Consider the following 12143-nt stretch of genomic DNA (forward strand, 5'->3'; position numbering starts at 1 on the left):
AGGGGAATTGAACATGCGATTGCAAGGCAAAGTCATTCTCATCACAGGCGCTGCTTCCGGTATCGGCAAAAGCACGGCTCTCTTATTCGGGCGGGAAGGCGCCCAGGTCATCGTGAACGACCTCGACGAAGCGAAGGGGATCGAGACGGTGAACGCCATCACCGAAGCCGGCGGAACGGCCCGCTTCATCCGGGCGGATGTGACCCACTCCGATTCCGTCCAGGCGATGGTTGAGCAGATCATCCAGGAGTTCGGCCGGATCGATGTGCTCTTCAACAACGCCGGCATCAGCGGTGTCGGTGCGCTGCATGAGCTGGAGCCGGACGCTTGGGACCGCATCATGAGCATTAACGTGAAGGGCGTATTCCTTCCGTCCAAGCACGTTCTTCCCCATATGATGGCACGCCAGTCAGGGTCTATCATTAATATGTCTTCCTGCATCGCCGAAATCGGACTGGCCCGCCGCGCCTCCTACGCCGCAACCAAAGGCGCCGTGCTGGCCCTCACCAAATCCATGCAGGTGGATTATGCCCCCTACGGCATCCGGGTGAACGCCTTGCTGCCGGGAACGATTATGACGCCGTTCGTGGAGAATTATCTTCGCACGTCGTATGACGATCCGGAAGCGGCCATCGCATCGCTCAAAACCCGGCAGCTGAGCAACGAGTTGGGTCGCCCGGATGACGTGGCTTTAGCCGCATTGTTCCTGGCCTCCGACGATTCCAAATTCATGATGGGCTCACCGCTGTATATTGACGGAGGCGTCGTGTTCGGCAAGAACGCCTAACGGCGAGATGAAGTTATCCACAGCTATTATTGAATTTTATATAATCATTAGGAGGCTCCCACATGAAATTGCTCACATTCCATCAAAACGAAACTTTAGCGCTCGGCGTGCTGACCGATCAGGGTGTGCTGGACGTCGCCGGCGCCGTTCGCCGCTTCAATCCCGCTTTCGCTGTACCCGCCAATGTGCACGAAGCGATTCAAGGCGGAGCAGCAGCGACGGAAGCGCTGCGCCAGCTCGTCAACCTTGCGTTGGAAAGCGCTGACCGCGCGGACCTTCTCCTCAGCGAATCGTCTGTCACCTACGGTCCTTGCGTAACGGATCCCGGCAAAATCATTTGCGTCGGCCTGAACTATCGCAAGCATGCGGAAGAAACGAATGCGCCGATTCCGCAGTATCCGATTCTTTTTAATAAATTCAACAATACGCTTACAGGTCATGGGCATGATATCGCCCTTCCGCGCGTCACCAAAGAAGTCGACTATGAGGCTGAACTCGTCATCGTCATCGGCAAGCAGGCCAAATATATTTCCAAAGAGGACGCTCTGGACCATGTTTATGGCTACTGCTGCGTGAACGACCTGTCTGCCCGCGATCTGCAGATGCGTACGGCGCAGTGGCTGCTGGGCAAATCATGCGATGATTTCAGCCCGCTCGGACCTTACCTGGTTACGGCGGACGAGGTCGGCAACCCGAACGACTTGAGCATTTCGACCACCGTCAACGGCAAGGTGCGCCAAAACTCGAACACGGCGGATATGATTTTCCACTGCGACGAGATTGTCAGCTACATTTCGCAGCATATGACACTGTATCCGGGAGACATTATTCTCACGGGAACGCCGGAAGGCGTCGTGCTCGGAGATCCGGTGGACAAACGCGTGTACCTGCAGAACGGCGATACCGTGACGATTACTATCGAGAAGCTTGGCAGCTTAACGAACCGCATGGTCAGCGAGTAAACCGCCAGCCAATGAATAAACGGGTTGAGAATTCGCATGGTCTGCGTTTTCTCAACCCGTTTGCATTAGTTATGGACTCGCAATTTCCTCTTAATCCCCGAAGCCGCGATCTCGAGCAGGATGGCAAAGCCCAAGATGAAGTACGTGATAGCGCCAATCTCCCTGACATCGTAATAGAACGAACTCGCCATAAACATGTCATAACCGATTCCCCCTGCTCCGGCTGCCGCCCCCATCGCGACGGCGACGGCGAAATTGATTTCGAAGCGCATGAAAGTCCATGAAATCAAATAGGAGGCCGAGGAAGGGAGGACAGCTTGGAAAACGATTTGCCACCAGTTCGCCCCGCTCGCCTTCAGTGCTTCAATCGTACCTTGATCCAATTCTTCGAAGGATTCCGAGTAAGCCTTCACGAGATAGCTGATGGAGTGGAACGTCATCCCGATGACGGCCGCAACGCTGCCTAGCCCCGCCGCAACCGCAAAAATCAACACCCATAACACCGTAGGAACCGCCCGAATAAAGGCGACGGCACCCTTAATCACGACCGACAGCCGCGGATGGGATAAATTCCGTGCCGCCAGTAAGCCTAGGTACAGGGCGATCACTGCGCCGAACAATGTCGTCAGAAACGCCAGCCCTAGAGTAATGGCAATCTGACCGAGCGCCTCGACGAACGTGAAGTGGGTTAACCTTGGCTGGAGGAACATCGTTCTGACCGTCTGCAGGGTCGAAGACACGGCCTCCCCAAGCTGCACGCCCTTGTAGTCGAACGTTGCAAAGCCGTATAGCGTCAACGCTGCCAAAGCGCCCAGTGTAAGCCGAATCACGATCTTTTGCTTATTCATCACTCGCGTCCGCGTGCCGAATACCGCATCCTGACCGCTGCCCTTGTCATAGACGGCCCTTACGGTTTCATGTAAATCCATTACAAGATCACCTTCCTGACATAGTTGGAGACGGCTTCGATGCAGAAGATTGCAACGACGATGACGATAACGACTAAGGAGGCGGCGCTATAATTTAGACTTTTGTAATATAAGCTGAAGAGAAATCCGATTCCGGTACCGGTCAAAATGCCGATCAATGTGGCGTGGCGGATGTTGGTCTCCACCATGAACAGCATCCAGCTAAGCAGCTGGGGCATGCTCGAAGGGATGACCGATTGGAAAATGATCGTAAAGTAGCTGGCCCCCGTCGCTTTCAGCGCTTCAACGGAGGAGGAGCTGACTTCGTCGATCGACTCCATGAAGGCGCGCGTCAAGAACCCGAAGGAGCCGAAGAAGAGGGCAAAATACCCGGTCAGTACATTTTGGCCGAAGGAGATGAGCAGAATCATCGACCATGCGGCAACATCGATATTGCGGAACAATGTAGCGATAGAGCGGCTTACAAAGCTGAAGACGCCCCCCACTCCGGTCGTATGGGAGCCTAGGATAGCGAATAACATTGCGAACACGGCGGCCGCCGTCGTGGCGGCAATTGAGACGAGCAGCGTCTCCGTCAGGGAGCCGACGATATCGGAAAGTTTGCCCATCGCTTTCTCAGTCGGGTAAAAATTGCTTGCCGCCCACTGCGCCGCTTTCGGTATGGACGTAAAGCCCTTCACCACATCATAGTCCGTGATGATCATCGTAGCTAGCGTAACGGCCAGCAGCAAGAGGCAAAAGGCCAGCGTATTCATCCGTTTGCGGAGGAAGAAGGTATCAGGCATAGGATGCCTCCAGCTCAGCCTTCAGCTCCCCCGCATGCTCTTCGAGAGCTGAGCCGTAAATCATGGACAGCTGCTCGCGCTTGATCCCGGACGGAGGGCCGTCGTACACGATCGTTCCTTTGTTCACGCCAAGAATCCGGTCCGAGTATTGCAGGGCGGTATCCACTTGATGCAAATTGACAATAACGGTGATCCCCATCTTCGTAGAGATGCTGCGCAAATGGTCCATAATGACTTTGGATGCATTCGGATCCAGCGAGGCGATCGGTTCGTCGCACAGCAGCATTTTGGGAGCCTGGATGAGCGCCCGCGCGATGCCCACACGCTGTCTTTGACCGCCGCTCAGATGGTCGCAGCGTTTATACACATGGTCCTCGAGCCCGAGTATTTTCAGAATGGCGTAAGCTTGGCGCTTCTCTTCTTTCGTGTAAAGCCCCAGAACGCCCTCCAGCGTGGACTTGTAACCGAGCCTCCCGTGCAGCACATTCTCGACCACGGTCAGCCTGTCCACCAGATTGTAATGCTGGAAAACCATCCCCATCCGCGTACGCAGCCGTTTCAAGTCGCTTTTCTTAAAATCCATAATGCTCGCGCCGTCGAAAATGATCTCTCCGCTGCTCGCGTCAATCATCCGGTTAATACAGCGAAGGAGCGTGGATTTGCCGGCTCCGGAAGGTCCGATGATAGATACGAATTCTCCCGCTTTCACTGCGAAATTAACGTCCGATAACGCTCTTGTATCCGTGCCGTACTGTTTGGACACTTGTTTGAATTCCAATAACGTTGTCATGGTTACTCCCTCGATCGGTTATGTCCTGCTAGTGTTTCGCTTATTTGGAAAGATCTCTGACCGGATTGAACCAAGCGTCCTCAACGGGAAGGAATTTTTCTTTTCCTGTCTTTTGCTTGAACAGACCGGACTCCTTGGAATCCTTGGGCAGGAATACTTTCGGATTCTTGGTTACTTCATCGGAGATAAAGGCATCTCTCAGCTTCTTCTGGTCTTCGGCGCTAATGGTATCGGTGTTGATGGCAAAAGGCGAGTTCAATACAGGCGTGGACGAAATGATTGTAAACTCTTTGCCGATCAGCGTGTTGAACGGCTCCGCCGCGCCTTGTTTGACCTTATAGACCGCACCCGGCTTATTGGCCGTTCCCGACTCCAGCTCCACGTAGTTAGACACGCACGTATCGCAGAAAGCGGCGACGTCCGCTTTGCCCGTCAGCAGGTTCACTGCCGCGCCCTGGTGAGTGCCTCCGAACAGCACCTCGGAGAAGAACTTGTCCTTGCCGCCTTGCAGCAGGTCGTCGACCGTCAGGCTTTTGAACTTCTCTTGTTTGTTGAAATAACCGATGATTCCGGCGGATGGCACTTTAAACCCGGACGTTGAGGAGTTGGAAACGAAAGAGAATTTCTTGCCGGCAATCGCGTCCATCGCGAAGCCTTCGCCTTTCTTGTACGAGCCTTCCTCGCCTTTGCGTACATTCAACCAACTGTAATAAACGGCGTCGTCCAGGGTGCCCGACTCCCCGCTCGCCACGACGAGCGGCTGAACCTTTTTGTTCTTCGCGTTCGCTTCAACGTAGCCTTGCGGTCCCATGAAAGCAAGATCCGCTCCACCGCTGGCAATCGCTTCAATGGCGATGATATAGTCCGTCGTTGTTTTATGTTCGACTTTCTTGCCTGTGGCGGTTTCGATCACTTTCCCGAGCTCCTCCCGGGCGTTCTTCAAGTCAGCTCCCGATTCATTCGGGTACCAGGCAATCGTGATGGTGTCTTTCGTCTTGGCAGATGCGGCGGCGTTCTGTGTATCGCCGGTCTTCGCTGCGCAGCCGGTGGCTACGGCAACCAAACATAAAGAAATGATGAGAGTCTTGAGCTTTGTCACGTGGAAACCCCTCCCGATAATAACCATCTTCATTAATTGGAACATAACACTATGAGTATAATCGACGTTTATTTTCTGAATGTTCTGATAATTTTAAGATATTGTAAGCTAGCTCGTTTTCTCCGCCGTGAAGAATCTCCCTGCCCGAATTTGATACTCGCGATGGCACAGATGCTCCATGAATTCCAGGTCGTGGAAGATGCCCAGCATCGTCGTGCCTTCCTTCATCAACTGCTCGATGAGCACCTTCACTTTCAATTTCGAGCTGTGATCCAGACTGGCCGTCGGCTCGTCGAGCAGCAGCAGTCTCGGCCGCTTGACCATCGCCCTCGCGATATTCAATCTCAGCTTCTCGCCGCCTGAGAACGTAGCCGGGTAACTGTCCCACAAGCTGCGGTCCAGCTCGAAATGCTCCAGCATCTGGACGGTCTCCGCTTCGGCGTAGTCTGCGGGCTGCCCCATTTCGACGATGGCGTTGCGGACCAGCTCTCTGGCTGTCGTCCGGGGCATCACATTCAGAAATTGGGACACATAGCCGATCTCGAGCTTGCGCAGCTCGATGATCGTTCGCTCCGAAGCGGCCGCCAAATCGATGGTTCCGAATCTCGCGGAGTCGTACCAGATGCTGCCGCCATTCGGCAAGTACGTGCGGTAGATGCATTTCAGAACGGTCGATTTGCCGCTGCCGCTTTTGCCGGTAATCCCGACGAATTCGCCTTCTTTCACATACATGTTGACATCATCCACCGCGGAAATATGTTTGTTTAAATTGTGCAGCGTAAACGACTTGGACAGCTGTTCGATCGACAGCAAGTACTCCATGCCATCACCTCCTGTTAGATGCGGTAATTCGTTTTTTGAATCAATTTGCCGTCAACGAACACGGTCGTCACGACTGGGAAATCATCCGGTTCAATCCGTTCGATGATCAACAGATCCGCTTTCTTGCCTGCCTCAATCGAGCCGTAATCATCCGCAATGTTGACCGCTTTGGCCGGATTCAGCGTCACCAGCTTGAACATCTCCACAAGAGCTTGCTGCGAAGAGGCCGCTAATTGGAAGACCGCGTGCAGCATCGCTGCCGGATAGTAATCACTGCATAGAATATCGATGCAGCCGTCTTCAATCGCTTCGGCGGCGGACAGGTTGCCGCTGTGCGAGCCGCCCAGAATGACGTTGGGCGCGCCGGCCACCGTGTGAAGTCCCTTCTCCTTCGCTTTGCGGGCAATGGCTAGTGTGATCGGGAATTCGCTGATTGCGGTGCCGAAGCTCTGCACCAGGTCCAGCTTCTCAACCGAATCGTCGTCATGCGAAGCGATGGCGATATTTCTGACTCTAGCCATTTCCGCGATTTCCCGGATCGCCTCGACCGTCATCTTCTCCTTCGTCTGATGATTAGCGATCAGGACGGCGATGTTCTCATCGCTGATGGTGTCATAGCCGCGGACGGTCTTCTTGTACACTTCCAAATCCCTGTACTGCCCTTGGCCTGGCGTATGATCCATGAAGGATACCAAATGGACCTTCTCTTCTTGAATGTAAGATTTCAAGTTATCGATCTGATCCAGGTTGTCGATCTCGAATCTGGCGTGAAACCGGTGGCGGATCAAGTGTTTGCTGTTGTGTGTCCGGTCGATGAGATCGATCAGCTTGCGCACGTTCTCGGGCTCACGGATCGGCCGGTATTTATAATCCACGGATTTGAAGATGGACAGGGAATGATACATGGTCGTAATACCGTGGGAGATAAGCTCCTTCTCCGTTTCGCGCAGACCGATCCGGAAGTCGATCAGCGAAGTAGGCCGCGGAGCCGTCATGTGCTCGATATAATCCGAATGAATGTCGATCATCCCGGGCGTCACATAGCCTCCGCACGCGTCGATGACTTCCGTGCCTTCATCCCGGAGGAGCTCTCCTCTCCGGGCGATTCGGGAGATGCGGTCCCCCTCGACCAGAATCTCGTATCCTTCCAATATCGCTTCTTCCGTGATAATGATGCCATTCGTTATTACATACATCCTAAGTCCTCCTCCCAGGTATTCGCTTTGGCTATAACAGAGAATGAACGAGCTGCTGGGTGTAGGCATGCTGCGGATCCTCAAGAATCTGATCGGTTAGGCCCTGTTCGACGACGCGTCCGTCCAGCATCACCATCGTCCGGTCCGCCAGCATGCGGATCACGCCAAGGTCGTGCGAGACGAGCAGCATGCTGATCTGCAGCTCTCTCTGTAGATGCTTGATCAGATCCAACACATTCGCCTGCACCGAAAGATCCAATCCCGTCGTCACTTCGTCCAATAACAGGATCGGCGGATTGTTCGACAGCGCTTTGGCAATTTGCACCCGCTGCTGCATCCCGCCGGAGAAGTTCTTCGGCGCTTCCTTCATCCGGTATACCGGGATATGAACCCGCTCCAGCAGCTCGCTCCCCCGCGCTTCCATCGCGGCGACACGGCGATTGCCGGCGGCAATCATTTTCTCAGCGATATTGCCGATGGAGGAGAAGCCCATCCTTAATCCCAGAACCGGATTTTGATACACTTTGCCCATCAAATGGTTACGGATATATTTCTTCTGCTGGGAAGACTCCAGAAACATGTTGCTGCCGCCGTCTTTGTACGGCTCCAGATAAGCTTCGCCTCCGCTCACTTCTTGATCGAAGTACAGACACCGCATCAGCGTCGATTTGCCGCTGCCGCTCTCGCCCACGATGCCCAGCACTTCTCCGGGATACAGGTCGAATGTGATGTCCTGACATGAATAGACGGTTCCGCAGGACCGGCAATAGTTGCGGTCCAGATGGCGGCTCGCCGGATCGCTGCAATGCTCGCAGCCTGCGCCGAACTGTTTATATAGACGGTTGACTCTCATAATGGGGGATGCGATATGACTCATTTTTCCTTCACCTCTACCTTCTAGGAAGACTTCTCGTTCATGCGATCCAAGCAGTAGCTCGTATCGTTGCATTGGTAGTACGTTGTATCCAGCTCCCGGTCATATAGTTCGTCCATAAACACATCGCTCGCCCCGCACTGCCTGCAGCATTGGCCGGGGAAAGACTCCGGCGCGAACGGAACGTCCTCGAAGTCCAGAGAGACGACCTTCGTATAAGGAGGTACGGCGTAAATCTTCTTCTCGCGTCCGGCCCCCAGCAATATTAAGGCTTCCGAATGATTCATCTTCGGATTGTCGAACTTCGGTATCGGGCTCGGCGCCATCACATACCGGTCATGTACCATAACCGGATGATCGGCACCCGTGGAGACTCCCCGATACTTCATAATTTGCTCGAACAGCATCAGCCAGGCGCCGCTATAATCCTTCTCCCCGTGCAGCCTCTTCGTCTCCAGCTCACTCGATTCATACATCCGCAGCGGCTCGGGCATCGGCACCTGCAGGACCAGAATCTGCTCCTTGGTCAGCGGAATCTCCGGAATCCGGTGGCGGGATTGAATGAGCGTCGCTTCCGGTGTCGCATCGACTGTCGGAACGCCAGTCGTCTTGTCGATCAGCTTCTTGATGCTCACCGCATTGACGGATTCGTCGGAGCCTTGGTCAATCACCTTGAGCACATCGTTCCTGCCGATCAGCGACAACGTCAGCTGCAATCCGCCTGTCCCCCATCCTCGGCCGATGGGCAGCTCCCGGGAGGCGAACGGCACCTGATACCCCGGAATGGCGATCGCCTTCAGCGTAGCTCTGCGGATCTCGCGTTTGGACCCTTCATCCAAGAAGGCGAAATGATATGAAATTCGCATTGTCTCACACCTCCTGCTCTTGCTTCTGCTTCGTATCTGCGGGCTGATTCCCCGGCTGATTCTTCGGCTGCTTCCTTGACTTGCGGACATCGTTCAGCTTCGCTTGGAAGGTCACGTAATGCGGCATCTTCAAATGCGAAATGAATCCGGTCGACTCGACGGAATCGATATGAAACAGAACGAATTCCTCATTCTGTGTCGGAACCGACTTATCGCCTCTCTCCAGGCTCTTGTCGAGAATACTCATGGCGATCGCTTTCGTCTCGTTCTGCCCGTAACAGAGCCCGTAGCCGAAATCCAGCTGCAGCTCCTTCCTGCCGTTCTCCTTCTCTACGGTGGCAGGAACGAGCATCTCGACTTCCGTCACTTTGATATCTCCGATGTAATAGGCTTCGTCCTCATCCTCGGAAGCCTGCAGCGGGCTGTCGATATAGACCGGAATGTCGCCGACGCGCAGCTCGCCTACCGTCGGGTGGACCATGCCGTAACCGCGGATTACCGCATATGCCAAGGAAGTGACGGCGCCGGTCTGCCCTCTGGTCAGCACTTGCAGCTTCTCGCTGCGCGACGCCGGAAACGTCAGACTCGTCCGGGTAACGTCGTCCGGCTCGGCAGGATCGACCGGGCATTCCGAGATGAGGCCTTCTCTTCGCAAATAATCCAGCACCTTGGGGAAACGGCCCTCCGACTCTTCCGCATGACCTTCATCGGGAGCAACCGTCGCTCTCTCATATGCCTGCAGCCACTCAGCGACGGTCTCCGCCGTTTCATCCATCAGGTCAAAATCCAGGAGCCGGTGGGAATAATCCGTCGACGCTCCCAACACTTGCCCGCCGGGAATATCTTTGAACGATGCGGAAATCCGTCTCTCCACGCGCATCTCCTCGGAGCGCACCGTTCTGGAGTAATGCTTCCTTGGCAGCGTGGAGCGGTAGGCCCGAAGCAGGAATACCGCTTCCTCCGGACTGCCTTCCGCCTGTTTGATCGCCAGAGCCGCCAATTCTTCGCTGTACAGGCTGCTCTCGGACATCACTTGGTCGACAAGACTTCGCATCCCCGCTTGTACGCTGTCCACATCCAACGCTCTGCCCTGCCGCAACCGCTCGAACCGGATGCGATTCAAGGATTGTTCAATGGCGCGCGTTCCGCCTTTGACCGCTACATAACCCATGGCTGCTTCTCCTCCTTCACAACCTGAGTCGTTCGGGGCACAGCAAGGAGCCGGTGGGAAGCATCCGTGAACATAAGATCCAGTCCCAGCGGAAACTCCGCATTGCGCTCCGCTCTGGCGTCAATCCACTCATCGCCGCCGATTGCGAGCTGCGCTGCTGCCGAGCTTTGAATACCGGGCCCGGTGAAGCGCAGTTTCGTACCGCCTCCGGCTACACCGGCCGATTCGACAATGACGGTCGAAGAGCTGTGCGGATCTTTCAGTTCGCCAACTTTAGCAGCTTCAATCGCTTGAAGCAGGCACTCGGGTGAAGCGTCCTGCAGGACGAAGATGAAGTCGGCCTCTTCCAGCGCCGCCTCTTTGGCATACGTCAACTGGCTTAACCAGTAGGCTGTCTCTTTTTCCCGCTCCGAGACCACCTTGAACGTGACCTCTGTATCAAGCAGCATCTGAGCGAGCAAGAAGGTCGCCGGCAAGCAGCCTTGTACTCCATCCAGCTTCGCCGCTTCCTCGGACAGGTCGGCAATCGTGCCTGGCCGTGCCATGGCGTCGACCACTCTGCGGTATGCGGTTTGTATATCATGAACCCTATCCAGCATCAGGGGATACCTCCTTTCAAATCCTCTCAATCGATGTCCATCGTTTCAAAATCCACTTTCGTTTGCAGAACCTGCATATGGCGCGCATGGCGATCGGCGGCGATTCGCTGCCCTTCCGCCTGCAAACGGCCGAACCATGCCGCAGTCTCCACCAGACCTGCCGCATAAGCCGCATCGATGACGGCCAGATCATAGGCTTTCTCCGGCTCGTCGCCTTTCACAATACCGATTCCCAAAGCTCCTTCGACTCGAACTTTACATTCGGTGACCAGCACTTCGCCCAGATAAAACAGGCTCATCTTCGCCGTCTCCCGCACCCGAACCATAACCAGGCCATGATTCGGCTCTTCGATAAGTGCAACCGGATAGCTGCTCTTGATCTCGCCGGCTAAGGCGGCAGCGAGATTAAGCGAGCCGTCCACCAATATTTCCGTCCGCACCTTTCGACTCATCGTCTCTTGCTTCATAAGGTCATAGACTCCTTCCTTGCGACTAATCCGCTCCTCGACACTTACATTATCTTGTTGCCAGGCCGGCAGCCGTTAAGATTGTGTAAAAGCTAGATGACGTAGGTGAATACGTCGCCCCGGTACATCGTTTTGCCGTATTCCAACGTTCGGCCGGAATCGCTGTCGATGCATTCGGACTCCAGCACCAGCAGAGGAATCAGGCTCGAACAAGCCAGAAGCTCCCGCTCATACTTGGTCGGATGCGTCAACCGGAGAAATGTCTCGTTCGACCGGAAGCGATGATAGCCCCGGTTCTGATAATAGTGAAACATGGAAGTAATCGCTTTGCCCGCGCTCCCGATATCCGGAAACACCGTTTCGGCCACATACGAAATATGCAGGGCGATCGGCCTTCCGTCGATGCTGCGCAGGCGTCCGATTTTGAACACGCGATCCTCTTCGCCGACGCCTAGCGACTCGTAAATTTTGTTATTAAATTCGATGGGCTCGCAAAATATGTTCTGAGACCGGTACGCATACCCCATCTCGGTCATTTTCTGGCTGAAGCTCTTATCGGCGTTAAGCACTAAGGGAATGCGCAGATTTCTGTCCTGCACGAAGCTGCCCTTCCCCTGTTTGGAGTAAATGTAACCGAGCTCTTGAAGGCGCTCATACGCTTTGCGGGCGGTAATGCGCGGAACTTTGAAGGTATCCGCAAGCTCGTTCTCCGAAGGCAGCTTATCGTCTGGCTCATACTTGCCGGATTGAATCGATGCGATCAGGTGATCCATAATATCCATCTCTTCAGACATAA

At 54.7% G+C, this 12143-nt stretch carries 14 protein-coding genes; 2 read left to right on the forward strand and 12 right to left on the reverse strand.

The features are described 5' to 3' along the window. Positions 1-13: 13 nt before the first annotated feature. Together PUT07_RS06705 and PUT07_RS06710 are read left to right on the forward strand one after the other, a co-directional pair. Entirely contained in the window at positions 14-787 is a 774-nt protein-coding gene (locus tag PUT07_RS06705) for an SDR family NAD(P)-dependent oxidoreductase (RefSeq protein ID WP_274467492.1), read from the forward strand. 62 nt (positions 788-849) lie between these two features. Beyond that, entirely contained in the window at positions 850-1749 is a 900-nt protein-coding gene (locus PUT07_RS06710) for a fumarylacetoacetate hydrolase family protein (RefSeq protein WP_274467050.1), read from the forward strand. Between the two features lie 65 nt (positions 1750-1814). Here PUT07_RS06710 and PUT07_RS06715 read toward each other — a convergent pair whose 3' ends face one another. The 12 genes from PUT07_RS06715 to PUT07_RS06770 form a co-directional block, all read right to left on the reverse strand. Further along, a complete protein-coding gene (locus PUT07_RS06715) occupies positions 1815-2678 on the reverse strand; it encodes a PhnE/PtxC family ABC transporter permease (protein ID WP_379239622.1) in 864 nt (287 codons plus the stop codon). Further along, on the reverse strand, positions 2678-3463 hold the full coding sequence (locus PUT07_RS06720; protein WP_274467051.1) for a PhnE/PtxC family ABC transporter permease: 786 nt from the start codon (positions 3461-3463) through the stop codon (positions 2678-2680). Before PUT07_RS06720 ends, PUT07_RS06715 begins: the two co-directional genes overlap by 1 nt. Beyond that, entirely contained in the window at positions 3456-4253 is a 798-nt protein-coding gene (gene phnC / locus PUT07_RS06725) for a phosphonate ABC transporter ATP-binding protein (RefSeq protein WP_274467052.1), read from the reverse strand. The genes PUT07_RS06720 and phnC overlap by 8 nt, the downstream gene beginning before the upstream one ends. A 40-nt stretch (positions 4254-4293) precedes the next feature. Continuing rightward, complete coding sequence (phnD, locus tag PUT07_RS06730; protein ID WP_274467053.1) at positions 4294-5352, reverse strand: phosphate/phosphite/phosphonate ABC transporter substrate-binding protein; 1059 nt, start codon at positions 5350-5352, stop codon at positions 4294-4296. Between the two features lie 108 nt (positions 5353-5460). Then, on the reverse strand, positions 5461-6174 hold the full coding sequence (locus tag PUT07_RS06735; RefSeq protein WP_274467054.1) for a phosphonate C-P lyase system protein PhnL: 714 nt from the start codon (positions 6172-6174) through the stop codon (positions 5461-5463). Positions 6175-6188: 14 nt separating this feature from the next. Beyond that, positions 6189-7370 carry a phosphonate metabolism protein PhnM gene (phnM, locus tag PUT07_RS06740; protein WP_274467055.1) on the reverse strand — a complete coding sequence of 394 codons (1182 nt, stop codon included), beginning with the start codon at positions 7368-7370 and terminating at the stop codon, positions 6189-6191. 31 nt (positions 7371-7401) lie between these two features. After that, the gene (locus PUT07_RS06745; RefSeq protein ID WP_274467056.1) at positions 7402-8247 is read right to left on the reverse strand and encodes an ATP-binding cassette domain-containing protein; all 846 of its coding nucleotides are present in this window, start codon (positions 8245-8247) and stop codon (positions 7402-7404) included. 20 nt (positions 8248-8267) lie between these two features. Further along, the gene (locus tag PUT07_RS06750; protein ID WP_274467057.1) at positions 8268-9110 is read right to left on the reverse strand and encodes an alpha-D-ribose 1-methylphosphonate 5-phosphate C-P-lyase PhnJ; all 843 of its coding nucleotides are present in this window, start codon (positions 9108-9110) and stop codon (positions 8268-8270) included. A gap of 4 nt (positions 9111-9114) precedes the next feature. Continuing rightward, entirely contained in the window at positions 9115-10281 is a 1167-nt protein-coding gene (locus PUT07_RS06755) for a carbon-phosphorus lyase complex subunit PhnI (RefSeq protein ID WP_274467058.1), read from the reverse strand. After that, positions 10269-10880, reverse strand: a complete 612-nt coding sequence (phnH, locus tag PUT07_RS06760; protein WP_274467059.1) for a phosphonate C-P lyase system protein PhnH — start codon at positions 10878-10880, stop codon at positions 10269-10271. The genes PUT07_RS06755 and phnH overlap by 13 nt, the downstream gene beginning before the upstream one ends. A 26-nt stretch (positions 10881-10906) precedes the next feature. After that, complete coding sequence (phnG, locus tag PUT07_RS06765) at positions 10907-11347, reverse strand: phosphonate C-P lyase system protein PhnG (protein ID WP_310192261.1); 441 nt, start codon at positions 11345-11347, stop codon at positions 10907-10909. A 92-nt stretch (positions 11348-11439) separates the two neighbouring features. Beyond that, a complete protein-coding gene (locus PUT07_RS06770) occupies positions 11440-12141 on the reverse strand; it encodes a GntR family transcriptional regulator (RefSeq protein ID WP_274467060.1) in 702 nt (233 codons plus the stop codon). Between the last annotated feature and the right edge of the window lie 2 nt (positions 12142-12143).

Origin of the sequence: Paenibacillus sp. MAHUQ-63 (assembly GCF_028765165.1) — a bacterium.
In the GTDB taxonomy this organism is placed as follows: Bacteria; Bacillota; Bacilli; order Paenibacillales; family NBRC-103111; genus Paenibacillus_E.